This is a genomic window from Bacteroides sp. HPS0048 (genome assembly GCF_964240755.1).
In the GTDB taxonomy this organism is placed as follows: Bacteria; Bacteroidota; Bacteroidia; order Bacteroidales; family Bacteroidaceae; genus Bacteroides; species Bacteroides nordii.
In genome coordinates this window covers 52,141-72,113 of the sequence record NZ_CAXSVC010000030.1, presented here as the reverse complement: position 1 = coordinate 72,113, position 19,973 = coordinate 52,141, and the positions used below count along the sequence as shown (strand labels likewise).

Sequence of the window (19,973 nt, the reverse complement as noted above, 5' to 3'; positions counted from 1 at the left end):
ATATAGACCGCCAGACTCCGGCCGGACTTCCCTGCCCTGAACCTGAGAGCCTCGTAGCTGACGGGGGAGAACTTCACTGTCACTCCCTTGGTCAGCTTTCGCGTCCTGCCCAGTGCCGGACGCCCGCGTCTTTTCTTCATCCCATTCACATCCTTTGTCATATGTTTTTTCTTTTTCGTCCGTATTTCTTTCATTCCGGAATCTGCGACCGGCGGGAGCGGATTTGCCCTCTCTGCAACCACCGGGCGCGGGGAGCAAGGGTTTTCGGGAATCCGGAAACATAACCTTGCTCCCCCCACAGAAAAATCCCCCCGCATTTTCCACATTGAAGCGGGTACACAGGGGACTGTGCATACATCGGGTATACTCCACGCCCGGTAACAGGCTGTCAGATTTTTCTCCACTGCTCGATGTCCCCACGGTAGGCGGCAAGATGCTCCCTGGCAAGGTTCTCCAGCAGTCCGGAAACGCTCATGCCACGCCCGCCGAGCCTGCGGACGACGGCGTCCAGTTCGTCCCTCACATCCTCACTGACGAACACCGTCTTGCGGTTCCTGATCTTCGGGACGGTGAGGTACGTTTCCCGGTACTCCTCCAGCGAGGCCCTGCGTTGCCTGCCGCTCGTTCTTCTTCTCACGGGGTCTTCCGGTTCCGGCGGGGTGTCCTTTCTTCTCGCCTCCCCGGATACCTCCTCCGCAACGAGCCCGGATGGAATCATCGATTCCGTCACGGAAGCGTCCGTACCGGCGGATTCCCCCGGACCGGGTTCCATCATGAGTCTTTCCCACCACTCGTCGTGGCCGGGCTCGAGACTACGGCTGTTCTTTCTGTCTGCGGTTTCGGATACCACCGTTTTCTTTCTTCTCGGTTTTTCAGTCGGTTCACTTTTCATTGTACATGGATTTTAGCTGGTTGATACTGTGGGCACGGTCTACCCGTTTGCCCGGTTGTCGGAAGCAAATAAAACGATAATAACAGACGGTGTGAAACGGACGGGTCCGATTGGCGGGGTTTGCCGCGTTATTCATATTGTTGGATCAGTCTGACAGTGATGACTTCACAAATATACGCACCGGAAATTTTCCACTCTTCGGGAACGGATCTGAACATCTGTTTACTAAAAACAAATGAATGTTAAAATCAGATTTCCATGACATCTGATGACATATAATGACATCTGATGAAGGGCCGGAACCATATCCGGGAACAATCATTTACTTTGCGGATGAAACAAGTACGCATATGGTGTCAAAGGTAGTCATCCTGTCTTGAAATTCAGGATGTTCCGCCGGAATTCACTAAATTGCGGCACGGAATCCGGATCCGAAAAGAGAATGAAACAGATGTCAAACCTGAAATTACATTAATTATGGAAATAGTGAACATTGAAGCAAGGACCTTCGAGGCGATGCTCTCGGCCTTCCGGACGTTCGCGGATCGGCTGGACACCCTTTGCCGGCTGTACGGTGACATGGAAGAGAAGAAATGGCTGGACAACCAGGAGGTGTGCCTACTGCTGAAGGTCAGCCCGAGAACCCTGCAGACCCTGCGTGACAATGGCACGCTGGCATATACACAGATCTGCCATAAGACTTATTACAAGCCCGAGGACGTAGAAAGTATCATCCGGATAGTGGAGGAGCGCCGCAAGCGGGCTGAAAGCATGGGAAAATCAATTTGAAAAGCCATGGGAAACGAAAGGATGATACTTTCTCCCGGCAGTCTGGCAGGCGGCTGGGAAAGTCTGGACGGCAGTCCCGATTTCTACATCTTCAGGGATTCCAGCGGGGACTACCGCCTGCTGGCCTACAGCCTTGACGCGGAGTACGGGCGGGGAAGTTTCTCGCTCTACAGGATAGACGGGGACGGGGAGGGATGCCATATCCGTATCGGTACGAAAGAGTGCCGGTTCATGTCGGAGGGATGCCCCCATATCCTCCATGTCATGGGGTGGGGCCGATATATGAGAAACTGAAAAAGTAAATGTCAAACCAACAAACAGATGAGATTTATGATGAATACCGATAACCGTCTGCTCACCCGTGAGAGCAGCGAGCATATAAGAGAGTTCTTCTCTACCGTCGAACGTCTCTCCGTTTCCATGGAGCGTCTCTTTGCCGGCAGGTCACCGGCGATGGCGGGCGAGAACTTCTATACGGACCGCGAACTGGCTGAAAAGCTGAAAGTGAGCCGCCGCAGCCTGCAACAGTACCGTGACAGCGGCCTGCTTGCATTTACCCGGCTGGGCGGCAAGATATTGTACCGTTCTTCCGATATCGAGAAGTTGCTTGACGGCTGCTACCGGAAGGCGAGAACCAGGCCGGAGGAACTTTAGAAATGTTCCGTACGGGATCGTGAATAAAGGGGCGGTCGGTTGTCATACCGGTCGCCCCTTCGTTTTCTTTCCATCGGATGAACGACTTTAATTTGCTCATAAAGTATTTATACACAGAGTATTTCTCTTTATGAATTATGATCCGGTGACAACATTGGCATAACATGGCGGGACATGGAAACATTTTTCCGGTATGGCAATAAGATACGGGGATTCCATTATAAAAAAAGACCCTTATTTTATTATGTCATTATGTTATTCTGAAATTGGGGCGGGTCGTTCGTGTACCGGTGGGACGATCCATTCCCGTAATGACGGCATATTCCGTACCGGTATCATTATCCTCCGGCAATGCCGTTTCCCGGTCTTTTCGGAGTGACCTTATGCCGGCCGGTGACAACCGCATGTCCGTGTGTAAACATGACGGCACATAAAAACAGGCACATCCTCCGGGCTTTTGTCCCGTCGGATGCGCCTGTCTCCGTCATGTCATATACAGCCGGACTCCTCCGGCCCATGTCTCTATCTGAGTATCGGATTCGAGAGCAGTATCTTGTAATAGGCCACTCCGCCAATCTCTACCGGCATCCTCGCCATCATGAACTGCACGCTCTTCCTCTCCACCTTCGCCTGCCGCATGAGCCTCTGCACGATAAACCCCGCCGAGAACCTTGCGCATCTTTTGTCCTTCCAGACGATGAACCCCTCGCTGTCGTCGGCCCGGCAGATATACCAGTCACCCGTCTCGTCGTCGTGGGCGAAGTTCACCCGTCCGCCGCCGAGGATTCCTAATTCGATTGACATCGTCTTTGACAGATAGACAGTCCCCCTGCTGTCAAGGTTGATGGTCCGCTTACCCTTGTATGTGACTTCCTGCGGACGGGAGTTTTCCCTGTTGTATACTATCAGTGCCATAATTGTCCTTCTTTTATCGGTTGAACTGTTTTTGTTTTTCAATACATGAAGCTTTCCACCGCCAGCATCTGACTTCTCCATGCGAAACCGCTGTGGGTACGTACCGCGTCCACTATCCTGCATACTTTCTGCGATATGGCCGATGCCGAGATACCCATGCATTCCGCCAGCGCCTTGAACGAGAACTGCGCTTCATAGAACCTGAGCATGAACATCCGGTATTCCTCGTAGGAGAACTTCTGCCTTACGAAACGCAGTATGTCTCTTACCAGCCGCTCGCACCCGTTCAGGTCGTCCTCGGAAAGGAATTTTGCCTCCTCGCCACATCGGAGGAAGAAATCATCTTCAGGGTGTGCATACCGGTTCTCCCTTTTAATCTTTATCAAGGCCGCCTTTTTGTAGCATCCGATGAAATACGCGTCATAGTCCGTTATGTCCTTTCCGGGAACCAGCACCTGCCTTCTTACGAAAAGGTAGGTGTCATGGAAATTGTCCTCGTCCAGCATTCCGTACCGGCGTAACGTCCCTCTCAACCTGTCATAGGATTTTGTGAACCACTCGTTGAACAGTCTTTCCTTTTCTGCGCTCTTGTCTGCCATAACCTTATATTTTTTTGAGTTATACATGGCCTACACGGGTAGGCATTCTTATTTCTTGTGCTTCCTCCAGTTTGTTTTTCGGCGGTCTCCGGCAAGGCTTGCCGTGAAAAAATACGCTCACGCAAAGCGTGAGGAAGATTTTTTCACGAGCAACCAGCCCGCAGGGCCGCCTTGCGGGACCGGCCTGAAAAACAACTATTTTTGCCGCAAGAAATGAGGATGACGGATTCCTTCTGTCTATTGCCTGTCCGGTGAGAATCTAAAATACCATGCAGCTTTTCTGTCTTCGGCATACTTGGAGAAATATTCAAGGATATGGAATGAGAACGGCAATACGTGATATTGCAGAAGGAGCGGAAATGGGATTGGAAACAGGAAGCATGTCCGGGCTTTCATGCGGTTTATACGGCAGTGTTGATTTTGGGGAGGATTACAGGGAAGTGACAGGAAGGTTAGCCGTTCCGGAGAAATTGTATGTGTACGTTTGTTCCTTCTGGAATACGGAGTCTTTTAAAATCATGGAAGACCTCATTCGGGAATGTGTTCCGAACAATACCCCGCCACGGAACGGTTATGACACTTGATATCAGGCTGTAAGCCGTTCCGTAGCTTCAGTATCCCATATCCCATGCATGAATGTGGATCAGGCGGCATTTCACCTCCTTGCCCCGTTTACGGACATGCCGATGCGTTGCCTGCCGGAATTCTCATTCAAGCAGTTTTCGTCCGCCATCATCTTCCAACACACGCATTTGCTGGATGGCTATCCGGTTCAGTCTCACGAGCCGTTCGCCTTGCGGTATGCCCTGGTCTATGAATACGGCGTTCAGGTTTTCCATATTGGAGAGGCAGATCAGTTCATTGATGGAGGCATAGTCACGGATATTGCCCTTCAGACCGGGATTCTGCTCACGCCACATCCTGGCGGTCATCCCGAACATGGCTACGTTGAGCACGTCCGCCTCTTCCGCATAGATGACGCCGGCCTGTGCGGGGGTGACTTCCACCGGTATCAGGTTCTGCCTGATGGCATCGGTATGTATGCGGTAGTTGATCTTTGACAGTTCCCGTTTCGCACTCCAGCCGAGCTGGGCCTGTTCCTCCTCTTTCAACCGCTGGAACTCTTTCAGCAGGTACAGCTTGAATTGAGGGGATACCCACGTGGCGAACTCGAACGCGATATCCTTGTGTGCGTAAGTCCCTCCATAGCGTCCGGCCTTGGCGATGATACCTTTGGAGTTGGTCTTTTCCACCCATTGTTTGACGGAAAGGATGAAACGGTTCAATCCGGCCTCGTTTTTAATTCCCTCGAATTCGGGGGAATTAAAATCCGGATTGTACATCTCCTCCCATATGCCCAGAAACTCGACGGTATTCTTGTTACGCAACCACTTTTCAATAAGGGCGGGACCGTTTTCCATATTGCGGACCATGTCGGTCAGGGAGATATAATCCTTGTCATTGTACGTGATGACTGTCACTTCTGTATTTTGGACTTTAATTTTAACCATGTTCTTTTAACGGTTATTCGGTTATTATTGGTTCGATGTACAAATGTACGGTGTATTTTCCGGAATGGTCCTCCATATCCGGAAAAGTTTGTGTCACGCCGCCTGTTGCGACAAGCCGTTTCTACCAAGGAAAGGGCAGGCAATACCGGCTGACGTGGATACAGGCGGAACAACTCGCATATGCAATGCAGAGGGAGCAGGAGAGCCTTCACCACAGCCGGAGAGGAAAGCGGTCTCATGCCGGGGTACGGCATGAAAAGGGGCTCCCGGACAGTTCTTTTCCTTGTCGCACATGCACTACGTCGGTCGCAGTTTTCGCCTTCTGAATCCCTTTTACGTCCGTCCCTGCGCTTTCGGAGCGTTTTTCCGGTAGAAAATTTCACCATGCGGAAATTTTCTACCGGAAACCGAAGGGAAAACGCGGAGTCCCGCAGGGACGGACGAACTTTGATGAGGAAGGGGAAAATCGTCCGTTTCATAAATACCATTTCCTCATATGGCATCGCATATTTCCTTCTCCATCTTTTCCAGCTTATGGGACAGGATTTCCATGTCGCTGCTGATCTTCTGGTTGGTTATCCGGGCATATATCTGGGTGGTTTTCAAATCCGTATGCCCCAAAAGACGGCTTACGGTCTCGATGGGCACACCGTGCGAGAGCAGCACGGTGGTGGCGTTCGTATGCCGGGCAACATGATAGGTCAGCCTTATCTTGAAACCGCACTGCCTGCCAAGTTCCTTCAATATGGTGTTGCATCTGCCGTTGCTCGGTACCGGAAATACATGATCGTCCTTGGACAGCCCCTTGTACTTCTCTATGATGCGCTTGGGAACGTCCAGCAGGCGGATGTTGGACTCGGTGTTTGTCTTGCGCCGGCGGGTGATGATCCAGAGGTTGCCGTCGAAGAAGGTCTGGAGCCGGTCGGTCGTCAGCGCCTTCACGTCCGCGTATGCCAGTCCGGTGAACACAGAGAAGATGAAGAGGTCGCGTACCAGTTCGCAGGTCCCGCTTTTCACCGGGGCCTCCATCAGCGTCTGTATCTCACGCTCTGTTAGGTAGCCCCGGTCAACGCTTTCGGGGGAGTTGATGTACCCGGCGAAGGGGTTGAAGGGAAGCGCACCGCTGTTGCGGGCGATGGAGATGACGTGCTTGAGCCCGATCATGTAACCCCATACGGTATTGGTGCGGCATTTCTTCTCCGTACGCAGGAAATACTCGAAGTTGTTGATGAACGTCAGGTTGAGTTCCTTCAGGGGAATGTCGTCACGGCGGTACACTTTCGGGACGAACTCGCAAAGGTGCCTGTATATGGTACGGTAGCGGTTGTATGTTCCCTGCACGCGGCTGTGTCCCACTTTCTTGATGAACTCCTCGTTGTGCTGCTCGAAGAGTTTCAACAGCGTCTCGCGTTTCACGCCCAGCCCGAGGCAGGCGTCCCTCAGCCTGGCGGCGGTGACATAGCCGTCGGACTGCATCAGTTCCTGGTAACGGCGGTTCACGTCCACGCGTATCCGGTCAACCTCCGCATTGATTTTCTGCGCCTCGGCGCTCTTGCCCGTGGCACGTGCCGTTTTCACGTCCCAAAGTTTCGGAGGTACGTCCAGTTTACAACTGAACTGCTTGATTTCACCGTCCACCGTAAGACGGCACATTAGGGGGAGATAGCCGTTGGCTCTCTCGCTGCCCTTCTTCACGTAGAAGAGGATTTTGAAAGTCGATCTGCTCATACTCGTTTTCATACTTTTTTGATCGTTACAAAGTTAATATCAAGCGAGTTGTCCTCAGGTATGAAAAACTGTGCAAATTACTGAAATAGAACCCGTTGTGCCGTTTCTTATTCCCGTTATATCAGTAACGATATGGGAACTGAAGTCTTTCGCTGTTTTTAGCGGATCTCCTTTTTCAGCTTATGCAGTATTATGAGTTAAACACCTAACTGCTTAATAGACTGCATTCTTGCTGTATTATCATCAACCTTGCTTTTTCTTGCTGCGTTTACTTTATATTTTTTTATTTTGAGAATATCCCTCTTTATTTTTAGTTCCTTTGGTAAGAAATGCTTCTTTGAATGCTGATTATAAAACTAGCTTTAATAACCTTCACATAAAAAAGTATTTGTTGTTTTTGTTTTTTTATGCAGTCTACATCAGTAAATTGATTGGTCTGATTAACAGGAAGCTTCAATGACAGTCGATTCTATTTTTGAAAGATTTTTATAGGTCGCTTGGTCGTGTTTCTCCATATTGGTCAAGAAACGATGTTCGCTTTCGTAAAGTTGACAACGCTTTATGTTAGTAAAACCGTATTTATGTAATAACATTTCAAGTGTTTTATAATCATAAATCACCTGATGTCCCCAGTCACGGTAGAAATTATTAATAACCAATATCGGAGGGTATACTCCTGGTAAAATTTCGTTCACTTCGGGAATAGAACTATCGGTCGCTTTGTGAATATAATCGGTATATTCTTCCGGATGTTGGTAGAGGTCTTGTAGAAATTCAAAACATGGAAGAGTAATCCGTAATACTCCATTTTTTTTTAATACCCTTCTGCATTCTTTTAACATTTTCACTGCTTCAGTTAATTTTAAATGCTCAAACATATGTTCTGAGAAAATATAATCTATGCTTTTGTCAGGGAAGGGATATCGTTTGGTTGCATTCATATAATAATGCTTTCCATATATTGCAAAAGTTATATCTGTATTGAACCATTCTCTATTTATATTTTCTCCACATCCAAGGTTCAGACAATGAATGGAATGATGTTTGAGATACCTTTTGGCTGCTATATGACAACGTAACATCTGCAATGGGGTGGTGATGGTTTTAATACTTTCTTTTAAAATTCTTTTTATCATGATTGTGTCCGAGGATATATTAATAGATAGGCAAAGATAACTAATTATTGATATTATAGTGTAATTTTATCAATTCAAATAATAAAAGTTATAACGGACGAAGTTATACACTAACTATGATGTTCAAAATAGAAGAATATCATATATGATCTGTATATCAGATAATTACTTGTTCAAAGCCTGAGCTATGTCAACCGCACAAGCCATAGTATAACCTACCATCGGATTGTTATCAATACCCAAGAATTCCATCATTTCTACGTGAGCAGGAACTGAGGATGAACCAGTGAACTGAGCGTCTGAGTACGTATGCCCCATTGTATCTGTCATACCATAAGAAGCAGCGACACTGCATCCTTGTAAGACTTTGCAAGCTGTTATTAATCAATGCTATAATAGCAATGGGTAAACTCCTTGTTAATAAATAAAAGAACGAATTATCAAAAAGGGCTGCATCATGGGCAAATGCCTATGCGTTATCCTTTAGATGAGAGTACTCCTAATGAAGTTAAGACCGTAATCTAATCTGCGTATCAATGAAGTATAAATTTCCGTCTATGCCATAAAGTACATTATTGGGAACTGCATCAAACACTTCATAGTCCGAATTGTGGTATTCGTCGTAATAGTCCATTTCAAAGCCTAATGCTTGCATATAAGCGGCTATCTCATCTTCCGTAGCTTCTCGTTCAGCTAATATATAAGGTTGTACGAGAACTGCGCAAAATTCTTGCTGACTGTTATAAGCGAAGCCTATCATTTGATAAGGCACATTGCCAAAGAACTTGTTATGTGCAGCAATGCGGATGAAGAAGTTCTCTAAATCATCCCCTGCGTACTCAAAGTCGTTTAATTTTACAACAGACACATTACCATCATGGAACACTTCATTCTCACCACCTCTATCCATATAAGTAATGTTGAGGTGTGATAAGTCAATTCATAGACCATTGTCATTGGCAAACTTTATCAGTTCTTCTGTTTGTCTTCTCTTATAGCCCTCTGTTGATTCAGTTTCTCCTGCTGCTTCCTTACTTCTTCTGGCGATGCAGGTCGCTTGCTCCAAGAGGCTATTGATTGACGAGTGCGTTCTATCCATTCTTTGTGAAATTCGTTGATGTATTCCATAATTTGTTTGATTATGAGTTTAAGACAAAGGTAATCATTCCTCTTTTAATAGCAATGCTTTGGTTGTTATATTCTTGCGAATGGGGTGTTGTGGAACATTCTATAAAAGAGAAGCAGCATAAGAGTTCCCTCAAATGCTGCTCTGTCTTAAATTAGTTTGGCAATTAGTCAATTTTCTTGTAAGTGGTTGTTGTAATGTCGTCCAACTCCAAGCTACCATCGTCCAGATTGTCCCAGTCCTCAAAGGCAAGTACCAACTTAGTAGCTGTAAGTTCATTGATAGTAAGGACATCAGAATAGCCATCACTGTAAGAGAGGGTTAGTTTATTGTCTTTCAAAGACCAGCGGCTTGTTTCTGTATATCCACCTTCAACGCGGCTCTCTATGCAAGTACCATCAGCTTTGAACTCTAATAGGGCATTGGTATATGCTTCATCAGAAGTTACTACTTCTTTACCATTCTCCACTTTGTGAATCTTCTCCCAAGTGGACTGCCATTTACCTATAAGGTTAGCTTGTTCAATGATAGTCTGTTCTTCTTCTTCTTCATCACTACATGCTGTAAAGTTTACAGCCAAGATGACCATTAATAAGGTCATTCCAATTAATCTAAATGTTCTCATTTTGAATTAAAATATTTATTGTAAGTAATAATATATTCTGTAATCTGCCTAAACACATCACCTGCTATCAATCCACCACTTGCAGGTAGTCTCTCTTTATGGATGGAAACAATGATAGAATATTGGGGAGCATTGGCAGGAAAATAACCGCAGAACTCTACAATATAACTTCCATCTTCAAACTGTATTGTCCCTGTCTCACCTGCAACTTGTATCTTATTTGACTTGGCAGATTGTCCTAAGCCATCAGTCACCACATATTCCAATGCCTGTTTCAGACTGTCAATGTTGGCTTGACTTGCTATCTGTGGATTGATTACTGTTGTACTGTCTTTGTAAAGTTGAGGCTGTACCATCTTTCCACTATTAGCAATAGCATTATAAAAGGTTAGTGTTTGTATGGGAGTAATAGTCTGATTATATCCGATGCAGAACCATGCAAAAGCTGTATCACTCCAACCGCTATCTTTAGGAGTAACAAAGTATGCAGGTTTCAGATTAGCTATTCCTGCGATGCAGTCTGGTTTACCATAACTCATTCTATCTATCAGATTGAAGTATGCTTGTGCATCATCTCTAAATGCTTTCTCCATTGTTTTATAAACAGCAATGTTTGAACTTGAAGCTAAACCTTGCTTGATAGAGATTTCACCATATCCACTTCTATGCCAATTATGGTCTTTCAGTTCTCTGTCTTGTATAGAATAGATTCCATTGCCTACATCTACAGTATCAGATAGTTTCACCTTTCCTGTTTCTAATGCTGCCAATATGGATATAGGTTGTATCAGTGCTGATTCGTGTGTTTGAGAGAAGTTCTCACAAGATTGGTAGTCTGCACTGTCTTTCCTTTCAAGTCCAACCATAGCCTTTATATGCCCTGTTTGAACTTCCATAATGATAGTTTGTCCAGATAAGGCATTAAGTTCAATTAGTTTTTTTTCTAAGATAGAAGTAGCTTTGACTTGTAAAGTACTGTCTATGGTGGAAATTTGCTTATCTTCCTGCTGTTTGGATTGGCATGAGAAAAGACTTATGAACAAGATGCTATGAAATAATATATTCTTTCTCATATTGTAAATATTAATCTTTAAAACTACACATGATAATAACTATAATAAATCCTCCAATAAAAAATCCTGCTGTGAAAACTGAAAATATATCCATGTACTTTAAAATTCTAATTATATAGGTTCTTCAGAAAATCTTTTTGTGTACAAACATTTCCGTTTGCATCATAATATGTTGTATTGTCTTGTTTAGTAATTCCATCTGCATCGTAGGTAGTAACACGTTTATAGCCATTATTTGTAACCTATTCTTTCTTTACGACGACTCCAGACTCATAAAAAACTTTCATATTGGGATTTTTAGTTGGTATAGAGATACCAGTAAATGGGTTGTTATCACCTTTCTTATAAACTATATATTTCCCATTTTCATCTACTCTATCTTCTAAATCAGAGCTTTTTACCTCGTTGTTACAGGAACTAACTCCCATGCTTAATGCAACTAGCAGTGAGGTTGCTAATAATCTAAATATTTTCATTCTTAATTAATTGTTTATGGATTCAATGGAATTAATAGAATCGTTATTTATAGGCTTATTCTTTGATTGATAGACTGTCATTCTATCTTTAACAGACTGGTCGTTTACAATCTCTCTTAATCTTTCAACTCTTATTCCATAATTAAAACCTTGTGTACCATTAATGCCTGCAAAGTTTATAGCTACCAATTCTCCATATTGATTAACAACAGGGCTACCACTTGACCCTTGTAAGGCAGGTATTGAGTACATTATCTTAATGCTGTCAGTATTTTGGCTGATATAACCCTGTGTAATTTGTGCCTTAATTCCATCATTGGTTAATGCTAATGTTGGTCCTTGATTGTAACCTATCATATATAGTTTAATTTCTTCATCGTTATGAGTTTCATTATTATAAAGATTAAAAATGTATTTATCTTGTGGGATGGTGAACCAACTAATTGTTCCAGCATTATGAATGTTACTCCAACCTACTTCCATTTGCTCATAAGACCATTTAGGAGCTTCCTCTAACTTGCAAACATTCCAGAAGTTGTTACCATCAGCAATTTGGATTATTCCTAAATCATAATTAGGAACATCTTTTACTACGAAACAATCTATTAAATCATTACTTGATGTTATATGGCTTCCATTATATGCTATTTTGATTTCAGAACACAGCTCCACTTCAAAGTTACTTAATCCCATTTCCCTTAAACGGTTATCTCTGTATTCTGTGTATGCTTTTATTGTTTTCTTACACATTTGAATTCCTTCTATCATCATAGCATAGCCTTGTGAATTGAGTCTTTTATTATCTCTAATTTCCTTTTCAAATATATCTAAATCATGTTGCTCTATTGCAATTCGTTGGTTGCATTTATCTATTTCTTCTTTTAAGTATGTAATAAATGCTTGATAGATAAGAGCTTTGTTAGCAGTAGGATTGATTACGTGACTGTTAGTAACAATCGTTCCTCTTGGAGATATGATGAAACCTGTGCCAAATGTTGTACTCTTAATAGTGTCATTTACTTCATTAAAATTATTGGATATGGTATGAGATATGTTTTTAAGTTCCCCATCTTGTAATTTAGAGAAGACGTAGTTGGTTGAATAGAATCCATTATTTGATAATGTGATTTTATAATAATATGTATTCTGAATTAAGACAACTCCAGAAGAAGTTTGCTCATATAGTTGCTCTTGCGTGTAACTGTTCTTTTTAGATGTACACGCTACCATGCTAAGAATGATTAACCCATAAAGAAGATGCTTCATAATCTCTTGACAATTACGCTCACCTGTTCCCTATGGATAAGCTGTTATAAAAATAAAAGAGCATGGGAACTATTGAATATTACCCTATTTGAGGCTCTGGACTGCCCTAAGTTAAGTAATAGACAATAGCCCATGCTGAATGTATATATCCACTACTCCATAAAGATGAAGTAGGTATATAGCATTAGCATGAGCATATTGAACTACTATCCCTAACTTATGAAATTGTCCAGATTCCAAATAGAGGATAATTCGTTATGCTCTCATTAAATTATGTCCTTCCAACTCCCTATCTCATTAGTTCATTGGAATTGGTGCAAAGATAATGAAAGGTTCTAAATTAATAGGCATGAAGTGAGGATAAATAGTAATTATAGTGTCATTAAACATAGTCTGCATGAGATATTTAATCAGATTTGCATCCATACTCTGTAAATCCATGTGGGTATCAAAATGATAATTCCCATTATAAGAAGTGAATTTTAGAAATTGTTACCCACATGGATTTATAAAGCTAAAGTTAATTTCTTCGTCTGAATTTAAGGGTAGGACAAATTCAGATTGGGGCATATAAGACTGACCTTGCTCTAAATTTGTCCTGCTTTTCAAAGCGGATTCACGACATCAACCCTGCTCTGACAAGTAACCTCTTGACTTGTGTAATCTGAAACTTGCATCCCTTAGATGTAACGAAGCCTTGCTCATTCAACAGACAAGTCATTTCGGATAATGATTTGCCTTGTATTGACAGTGACCGTAACAGAGCCATTGCTCTCATGTTATTTGGATTGTTATCCGCTTTAGCCCTGTTGGTAACGATACTATGCTGAACAGCTTGTTCAAATTTATTCATCAAATTCTCCGCTTTACCAAGCTGCACACCCCTTGCTTTCTTGGCTTGAAGTGATTGCTTAGTTCTCTGACTGATTAACCCTGCTTCATATTCGGCTATGCTGCTGATGATATGCAGAATTAGTCTGTTGGCTTGTGGAAAGTCACAAAAGACAATCTCAACATCATTTTCTAACAGCTTGGAAGTAAATGCTACATTCCTTGACAGCCTATCCAATTTGGCTACGATTAGAATAGAGTTGGTTTTCCTGCACATTGCCAAAGCTGCAAGGAGTTGAGGTCTGTTAGACTTCTTCCCACTCTCCGTTTCAATGTATTCAGCAAGTATAAGCTTATTCTTTACATGGTTGTGTATAATCTCTCGTTGTGCTTCTACACCAAGACCAGAGATTTGCTGCTTCATGGTGGATTGTCTTAGATATGCTATGTATGTCTTCATAATTCACAATTATTAATAGTTGGTTACAAATGCTGAACGAACATTCAGCTTATGTAAGTAAGGACACCCAACTTAAAAATTGAATGTCCTTTTAAGATGATACGCTATAACTGTCCTTCATCAGCGAAGCTGTAATATCCTGCATCCGTTAATATGAGGTGGTCTGTTACTATGATTCTCATAAGTCTTGCAGCTTCTTTGACCTGCTTAGTAATCTCCATATCCTGCCTGCTTGGTTTCGTGTTACCGCTTGGGTGGTTATGAGCAAGAATGATAGCTACTGAATTGGTGAGCAATGCAGCTTGTAGAATTACTCTGACATCTACGGTCGTATCTGTTATTCCTCCCTCTGATATGAGAGTGTAGCCTAAAACTTGGTTGGATTGGTTTAGGAACAAGACTTTAAAATATTCCTTGTAACAGATTGTACCCTCCTTATAGGTAGGAAGCAAGTATTTATAAGCATCCTCTGAACTGACTACCTTATATATATTCTTGAATTTGGGTTTGTAGGATAGTTCCACTTCACCCACAGTATAATCTATATTCATAATGTCAAGTATTAGAATGGTCTATCTCCGTATTCATAAACGAGAATAGAATTACAAACTCTGTCATAGAATGAGAATCCACAGCAAGTATGGAAGTAGCTTTCATAAACTGTCGCATATTCACCATGCTGTCTGCTGTTCCTATCCAAAAATGAATCAAACTTATGTAGCCAATGTTTCAATGCTTGTAATCTCTTTATATATTGCAGATTGTTTTCTGCACAACATAATCTCTCCTGTAAAGTGGTTATGTGGTTAATTGCGTTCTCAATATCTTTAGTGTTCATAATGTATAATCTTTAGTAGTTAGTAGAAATAAAGAAAGGACACCAACTTAATGATGTCCCTTCCTCTTTCAATCAACAATCCACTCAGCCCAAGAACCAAGCGTATTCACTATCTCCTAATTTGGCACGTTGAATGCCTTGTACAAACTCTGTACAGTTAAGATTCCTCTCCAAAAAGTTATCTATGTAACTTGACTTTACAGAACCATTGAGCAGGTTTAAGAGCTGCCAACCAGTAATGCTGTCCCCTGTACTCTTGAAGTTCGCATCAGAAACGAATGCTCTGCAAGCTGCATTAATCTGACTGTCTCCTAATAATAGACGAGGTAAGCGTTTCTGTTGGTTGGGTGTAAGAGCTTGATATAATCTCATCCTGCCTATTATCTGACAAAACTCGCTTGTGTAGATTGACATCTGCCCAAGTGTTCTTAACAGGTGCAGGTCTTTGGATGGGTTGTAAGCGTGGAACAGATTCAATGCTGCTGCATATAGTTCCTGTACGCTTAGGACTTCTATCTTATCCTGTAAACCGTCAGTAGTAAGCATTAAATTTGAGCACACACGATTACGAAAGCCTATGAAGATTTTAAATCTCTCCACAGATTTCTTACTGTACAGATTAATCTCGTTATATGCTCTCACTCCACCAATGGATAATGCTAAACGATTACCGTATTCATCGTGTACAATGGATGGAATTTCAAAGCAGAAGCACATTCTCTGATAGAACAAAGTTTTCTCTTCATCAGTCAGTTCAGAAGCCTTCTTACCTAATGCACTTGGTATTCTACCATTGATAGGGTGTGAGATTCTAATCTCTGGCATATCAAACTGCTCTCCATGAAAGTAATCTTTAGCTGCATCCACTACTGCACCTATAAAGGATTGGTGGCTAATGGTTTCTTCCATTGATGCAAAACTTGGAATGATGCAGTCTTGTTGTAGATGCTGCAAGGTTACTTCCTGTGTATTTGCTTCAATGAAATGATTTACTCTTTTGGGTGCTGCAACTTCTTCTACAATGATTGCTTCTTCTGCAAACTCACCCATGTTTAATGATTCTCTACGCTGTGCCATAGCTGGCATAATTACTAAATCTCTCATAATGAAATTGAATTAAATGGTTATTGATTGAATGGATTTAACAAGAACAAACCCAAAACACAAGTGAATTACTTCGCTTGCATCTTAGGCTGTTCTATGTCTTTCCCTAAAGATTCTTTCAAAGGAAATGAGGAGCATTAGTAAATTAATGGTTGGCTATGGTAATAGTGCATCGTGCCTGCTCTCAGATTAAAAAGAATGCTTATTTCTGTCAGCAGTCAGACTGCATTGTTAAAGCATTCTTTTTTATTTAAGAGCTATAAGGGGGTGTTTATGTGGGTAGGGGTATCTCGCTTATAATTCAGTTAGATTAATTGGAGATATTATCTTTAAAGAACGAATCGTACTTTTCATTACCCATGTTTAGAATGAATAGATTGACTTGTGCCCTTGTTATTGCAGTGTATATGAGTTCTACAGATTCATTGTTACTATTTGATTTATCTTCTGGTTCTATGATAAGAATTACAGTATGAGATTCCCAACCTTTGTAACTATGGATAGATGATAGTTTAACAGTTCCTGTTTTCATCCAGAAATGATTCTTCTTATTGCGTCTGATATTTTCAATCTTTGTTTTAAACTCTAAATCGTTTTCTTGATAGGATGCCTTACATTTTTCATATTCTTCTTTTGTCTCAAAGGTGGTAGTTGTATTTTCTTTTAGTTGAGTGTTGATGTGATATTCAATATCTCTTAGAATTTCAATTTTAGATGATAGGAAAGTTACATCTGAAGGATGAATGTTGAATTTTCTAACACTTTCTACATATATTTTATATATTGAAAGGGCATTAGAATTAGCCCCTATATTTGCATATTTAATATGTTCTTGTTCAAAATTTAATGTAGGATTTTCTAGAATTTGCATTTCGTCTATCGTGTATTTTTGTTCTAAAAAATAGTGTTGAAAACTCATTGCTAAACGTCCTATTTTATTTGTAAATCTTCTGGATGTATTCAGTGACTTATTCCATTTTCCTTTAATGCCAATAGTCTTAGGTTCTTTATCATCATCCAATGGTCTGTTATATATATTTTGTTTCTCATCTCCAAAAACAACAAATTCTCCATTCTCTTCAAGGAAGTATGTGTGAATTATCTCCAACCACTCGGTTTTATAGTCTTGCACTTCATCAATAAGGATGACTTTGTATCTTTTTATTTGTCTTTTCACAGGCTCAAAGAATTTGGTATCAATGAAAGGTAATAGGCTCTTAACTTCCAGTCCATAATTATTTGCTTCTGCTTTAAAGAATTGGTGATAATTGGTGATATAGAATTTATCCCAAGGATAGTTCTCTCTGACATCATTTATTCTGTCATGTATATAATTTTTCAAGGAAAGGTTGTAGGTGAGAATTAATATAGTACTTTCAGTTCTTAAATAAGCATTAACAGCTCTTCTTGCTAAAACCAAAGTCTTGCCACTTCCTGCTATTCCTTTGATTTTTCTTCTTGGATTACTTTCACTTCTGATTAATTCAGTTTGTTCTTTTGAATAGACAATAGTCTTTCCTTCCTCTATTTGGTGATAAGGAGGAAGAAGATAACGTTTGAAACTTAGATATAGAGATTCGTCAAATAAAGTTAATGGTTTGTTTAATCTTATTTTCTCTAAATAGTTGTATAGCTTTTTAAAAGTTAGCGAATCCTTTCCCCAACACTCGATGTATTTTATGAAATTTCGATATCTCTTGTATCTATTTTTTGTATCTTGGGGTAAATCTTCTCTGTCTTCAAATTGTTCAAGCAAGAAGTTGGTAATTTGCTGTTCACTCTCATTATGGAAATAAACTATTGTGCTAATAGTATTTCTATAGTACCAGTTATTTAAGGTTTTAGATAGTAATGTATCTATATGCAGGTCTATAATATTGTCTCTATATTTTTTGACTTGTGATAAAGGAGAAAGGATTGGACAATCATTTTTATAAAGATGCCAATTGGTGTCTTCATCAATATAATAATTCTCTAAATTCCAGTCTTTCACTTCAATTATGATAGCACCACCATTCTTTTTTAGAATTACAATGTCTGGTCTATCGCCATTAATGAATGGTTGAAAGTATATCTCAAACTCTGGATTTAAATTCTTTTGTAAGAAGTCCAGTAATGCTAATTCTCCTTCTGTTGCTGGTTGGTGGAGATGTTGGATTGTATAAAAGTCTGGATATAATTGTGCCATGCTATTATTATATAAGGTTATATTGCAAAAATAGGATTTATGTGGGATTAGAAGAAAAAACTCCAAACTTTTTTAGTGGCTTGGAGCTTTTATTGCCTTATTTTTATAGAATAATGTCTGGAAGTTCCTCCTTGTCTTTTACTTTCTGCTTCCTGCCTACCAATCCACTTGATAATGATTTCATAAGAGCGTGCATATCCTTAACTCCCTCAAAGTTATTCTCCTTGTACTTCTTATAAATCATGCACTCCCTTGAAATGGGGTTTCCTCTGCTCTCGTTAAATGCTATCATGTGTTCAAAGTCAGCTTTCACTTCCTCCACATATTTATCTTTGGGTAGGTCTATAAGCAAACCTTTAGCCTTTAATATGATTGAATCTCCAACTTCATCTAACAAGTCCATATCCCTTAGTTGTTCTATGTGGTTAGAAATAGTACCATGTCCCATGTGGATTAGTTCTTTCAGTTTTCTTACAGATAAGGTAATTGTATGACTGTGTGGCTCTGCTGCACTGAATAGTTTGAGTATAAATCCTCTGAGCTTTAAATCCAGTGTACTGTTATATGAATCGTAGAACTCTCTGTTGATTCTTCTGTAATGCCCAAAGCTGACTGGAGAGAATATATAATCAGTCCAAGTCCTGTCATTCCTGCCACTGTCCTTATTCTGTATGGCAACTTCCCATGTGGCTCTTAACTTGTCATTGAATGATTTAGAACTCTTACCACTTTTATAGTTGGCAGGTTTATCACCAACAAATGATGCAAGTTGGTCTATCGTGGTGTCAGTAATCAATGTATTTTTGTCTGCTGTCAATAGTAACACGTATGTCCTGTAAACATCAGCACAACCTAACTTCTGAATCAGATTGTTGCTCATTACTGTATATTCCTTGAATGGTAGCTTCTCGTAACTCATAAGGCAATCGCTCAATATGCTTAATTAAAATGATTTGGTTGGTCTTTAATAAGAATCTCATTTTAGAGGAACTTAATTTGTTTGACTTCCTAAGTTCACTCAGCTTGTTATAGAAATGATTGTTATAAATCCACATATCATTGATTTTAGTCACTCCCAGCTTACAGATTACCTGTGCGGTGTCCGCAAGGACATTGCATAGGTCTTATTGGAATGTAGCGTAGGAGTGTAGAGAGGGGGTGTTTAGACACGCAGTAAAAAGTGAATAAGCACACCTCCCAAATTTGACAATATGAATCTCTCAGTTTCAATTTTTATCTTGTCAGTAAGCCAACTTCTGTAATGCGATATAATAAGTAGAAACCTTTCCATTCTTCTTTCTCCTTGTCTTTAGATAGTTGTTAAGATTAGCCCACAATCCAATGTGAACCTTGTTATCTTTTATTCCTTGTTTAAGAGCCTTAGTCCTTATCTGCTCATAAGTAAATTCTTCCATTTTAGATATTCTGAATAGTTTGTAAGTCCGTCAATCTGTGTGGTGGGATTATCTGTCTGTGGTACTGTAAAGATAGTAATTTCATGAGTGGGGAACTAATGATAAGACCACAATTCAGAAGTATTAAGTAGGCAGGGAAACCTCTCACATTTCCCTGCTTTTTGTCAATCCTCCTTGTCATGTTCAAAACATAGGACTAAGTGTATAATTCCATTCTCATTCTTAAAAGCTATTCTTGGATTATTAACTTCCTTATATGTAATGGAAGTTATAATAATGGGGAACAGTTCATTCTCATTATAAAGTTTGAGGCTATTTGCAATATATTCATTAGAACTATATTCTGG

The 19,973-nt window shown here is 41.0% G+C and carries 23 protein-coding genes and 3 pseudogenes; 3 read left to right on the top strand and 23 right to left on the bottom strand.

All coding sequences use genetic code 11. The features are described 5' to 3' along the window. From ACESQI_RS19065 to ACESQI_RS19055, 3 genes and pseudogenes are all read right to left on the bottom strand, one after another. A pseudogene (locus ACESQI_RS19065) lies at nucleotides 1-161 on the bottom strand (mobilization protein); the annotation flags it as partial. A 227-nt stretch (nucleotides 162-388) separates the two neighbouring features. Further along, on the bottom strand, nucleotides 389-892 hold the full coding sequence (locus ACESQI_RS19060) for a DUF3408 domain-containing protein (RefSeq protein WP_005634584.1): 504 nt from the start codon (nucleotides 890-892) through the stop codon (nucleotides 389-391). Next, on the bottom strand, nucleotides 882-1,028 hold the full coding sequence (locus ACESQI_RS19055; protein ID WP_005641679.1) for a hypothetical protein: 147 nt from the start codon (nucleotides 1,026-1,028) through the stop codon (nucleotides 882-884). Before ACESQI_RS19055 ends, ACESQI_RS19060 begins: the two co-directional genes overlap by 11 nt. A gap of 341 nt (nucleotides 1,029-1,369) precedes the next feature. Here ACESQI_RS19055 and ACESQI_RS19050 point away from each other — a divergent pair, with 341 nt between their 5' ends. Continuing rightward, entirely contained in the window at nucleotides 1,370-1,681 is a 312-nt protein-coding gene (locus tag ACESQI_RS19050; RefSeq protein ID WP_005641682.1) for a helix-turn-helix domain-containing protein, read from the top strand. On the opposite strand, the gene ACESQI_RS19045 is transcribed toward ACESQI_RS19050, so the two are convergent. Beyond that, nucleotides 1,673-1,933 carry a hypothetical protein gene (locus ACESQI_RS19045; RefSeq protein WP_171030605.1) on the bottom strand — a complete coding sequence of 87 codons (261 nt, stop codon included), beginning with the start codon at nucleotides 1,931-1,933 and terminating at the stop codon, nucleotides 1,673-1,675. The genes ACESQI_RS19050 and ACESQI_RS19045 overlap by 9 nt on opposite strands. A gap of 78 nt (nucleotides 1,934-2,011) precedes the next feature. On the opposite strand from ACESQI_RS19045, the gene ACESQI_RS19040 reads away from it, so the two are divergent. Further along, nucleotides 2,012-2,335, top strand: a complete 324-nt coding sequence (locus ACESQI_RS19040) for a helix-turn-helix domain-containing protein (RefSeq protein WP_005641972.1) — start codon at nucleotides 2,012-2,014, stop codon at nucleotides 2,333-2,335. A gap of 338 nt (nucleotides 2,336-2,673) precedes the next feature. On the opposite strand, the gene ACESQI_RS19035 is transcribed toward ACESQI_RS19040, so the two are convergent. From ACESQI_RS19035 to ACESQI_RS19025, 3 genes are read right to left on the bottom strand one after another with little or no spacing between them, the layout of a single operon-like run. Beyond that, nucleotides 2,674-2,853 (bottom strand): hypothetical protein, encoded by a 180-nt coding sequence (locus ACESQI_RS19035; protein ID WP_005641974.1) that lies wholly within the window; start codon nucleotides 2,851-2,853, stop codon nucleotides 2,674-2,676. A 4-nt stretch (nucleotides 2,854-2,857) separates the two neighbouring features. Continuing rightward, complete coding sequence (locus tag ACESQI_RS19030; protein WP_004320820.1) at nucleotides 2,858-3,250, bottom strand: hypothetical protein; 393 nt, start codon at nucleotides 3,248-3,250, stop codon at nucleotides 2,858-2,860. Between the two features lie 38 nt (nucleotides 3,251-3,288). After that, nucleotides 3,289-3,849, bottom strand: a complete 561-nt coding sequence (locus ACESQI_RS19025) for a sigma-70 family RNA polymerase sigma factor (protein ID WP_004320822.1) — start codon at nucleotides 3,847-3,849, stop codon at nucleotides 3,289-3,291. Between the two features lie 320 nt (nucleotides 3,850-4,169). Between ACESQI_RS19025 and ACESQI_RS19020 the strand changes: the two genes are divergently transcribed. After that, nucleotides 4,170-4,433 (top strand): hypothetical protein, encoded by a 264-nt coding sequence (locus tag ACESQI_RS19020; RefSeq protein WP_226766765.1) that lies wholly within the window; start codon nucleotides 4,170-4,172, stop codon nucleotides 4,431-4,433. A 123-nt stretch (nucleotides 4,434-4,556) separates the two neighbouring features. Here ACESQI_RS19020 and ACESQI_RS19015 read toward each other — a convergent pair whose 3' ends face one another. From ACESQI_RS19015 to ACESQI_RS18940, 16 genes and pseudogenes are all read right to left on the bottom strand, one after another. Then, nucleotides 4,557-5,360 carry a KilA-N domain-containing protein gene (locus ACESQI_RS19015; protein WP_032952745.1) on the bottom strand — a complete coding sequence of 268 codons (804 nt, stop codon included), beginning with the start codon at nucleotides 5,358-5,360 and terminating at the stop codon, nucleotides 4,557-4,559. Beyond that, nucleotides 5,327-5,863, bottom strand: coding sequence for a hypothetical protein (locus ACESQI_RS19010; RefSeq protein ID WP_005636633.1), 537 nt, complete (start codon nucleotides 5,861-5,863; stop codon nucleotides 5,327-5,329). Before ACESQI_RS19010 ends, ACESQI_RS19015 begins: the two co-directional genes overlap by 34 nt. Beyond that, the gene (locus ACESQI_RS19005; protein WP_005636637.1) at nucleotides 5,853-7,100 is read right to left on the bottom strand and encodes a site-specific integrase; all 1,248 of its coding nucleotides are present in this window, start codon (nucleotides 7,098-7,100) and stop codon (nucleotides 5,853-5,855) included. The genes ACESQI_RS19010 and ACESQI_RS19005 overlap by 11 nt, the downstream gene beginning before the upstream one ends. 428 nt (nucleotides 7,101-7,528) lie before the next feature. Then, the gene (locus ACESQI_RS19000; protein ID WP_007484823.1) at nucleotides 7,529-8,224 is read right to left on the bottom strand and encodes a methyltransferase domain-containing protein; all 696 of its coding nucleotides are present in this window, start codon (nucleotides 8,222-8,224) and stop codon (nucleotides 7,529-7,531) included. A 165-nt stretch (nucleotides 8,225-8,389) separates the two neighbouring features. After that, nucleotides 8,390-8,566, bottom strand: a pseudogene (locus ACESQI_RS18995) (GGGtGRT protein); the annotation flags it as partial. A gap of 166 nt (nucleotides 8,567-8,732) precedes the next feature. Then, nucleotides 8,733-9,323 (bottom strand): annotated as a pseudogene (locus ACESQI_RS18990) (hypothetical protein). Between the two features lie 193 nt (nucleotides 9,324-9,516). Further along, a complete protein-coding gene (locus ACESQI_RS18985; RefSeq protein ID WP_373126782.1) occupies nucleotides 9,517-9,975 on the bottom strand; it encodes a lipocalin family protein in 459 nt (152 codons plus the stop codon). Further along, complete coding sequence (locus tag ACESQI_RS18980; protein WP_014299183.1) at nucleotides 9,972-11,048, bottom strand: penicillin-binding transpeptidase domain-containing protein; 1,077 nt, start codon at nucleotides 11,046-11,048, stop codon at nucleotides 9,972-9,974. The genes ACESQI_RS18985 and ACESQI_RS18980 overlap by 4 nt, the downstream gene beginning before the upstream one ends. A gap of 242 nt (nucleotides 11,049-11,290) precedes the next feature. Continuing rightward, nucleotides 11,291-11,524 (bottom strand): hypothetical protein, encoded by a 234-nt coding sequence (locus tag ACESQI_RS18975; protein WP_014299182.1) that lies wholly within the window; start codon nucleotides 11,522-11,524, stop codon nucleotides 11,291-11,293. A gap of 6 nt (nucleotides 11,525-11,530) precedes the next feature. After that, nucleotides 11,531-12,790, bottom strand: a complete 1,260-nt coding sequence (locus ACESQI_RS18970) for a serine protease (RefSeq protein ID WP_014299181.1) — start codon at nucleotides 12,788-12,790, stop codon at nucleotides 11,531-11,533. 616 nt (nucleotides 12,791-13,406) lie between these two features. Beyond that, nucleotides 13,407-14,081 (bottom strand): recombinase family protein, encoded by a 675-nt coding sequence (locus ACESQI_RS18965; RefSeq protein WP_014299180.1) that lies wholly within the window; start codon nucleotides 14,079-14,081, stop codon nucleotides 13,407-13,409. A 104-nt stretch (nucleotides 14,082-14,185) separates the two neighbouring features. After that, a complete protein-coding gene (locus ACESQI_RS18960) occupies nucleotides 14,186-14,632 on the bottom strand; it encodes a RadC family protein (RefSeq protein ID WP_014299179.1) in 447 nt (148 codons plus the stop codon). A gap of 11 nt (nucleotides 14,633-14,643) precedes the next feature. Further along, nucleotides 14,644-14,919 carry a hypothetical protein gene (locus ACESQI_RS18955; RefSeq protein WP_014299178.1) on the bottom strand — a complete coding sequence of 92 codons (276 nt, stop codon included), beginning with the start codon at nucleotides 14,917-14,919 and terminating at the stop codon, nucleotides 14,644-14,646. A gap of 84 nt (nucleotides 14,920-15,003) precedes the next feature. Then, entirely contained in the window at nucleotides 15,004-16,023 is a 1,020-nt protein-coding gene (locus tag ACESQI_RS18950) for a DUF3871 family protein (protein ID WP_041161406.1), read from the bottom strand. A 310-nt stretch (nucleotides 16,024-16,333) separates the two neighbouring features. After that, the gene (locus tag ACESQI_RS18945; protein WP_373126778.1) at nucleotides 16,334-18,211 is read right to left on the bottom strand and encodes a UvrD-helicase domain-containing protein; all 1,878 of its coding nucleotides are present in this window, start codon (nucleotides 18,209-18,211) and stop codon (nucleotides 16,334-16,336) included. A gap of 103 nt (nucleotides 18,212-18,314) precedes the next feature. Beyond that, on the bottom strand, nucleotides 18,315-19,130 hold the full coding sequence (locus ACESQI_RS18940; RefSeq protein WP_041161405.1) for a hypothetical protein: 816 nt from the start codon (nucleotides 19,128-19,130) through the stop codon (nucleotides 18,315-18,317). Between the last annotated feature and the right edge of the window lie 843 nt (nucleotides 19,131-19,973).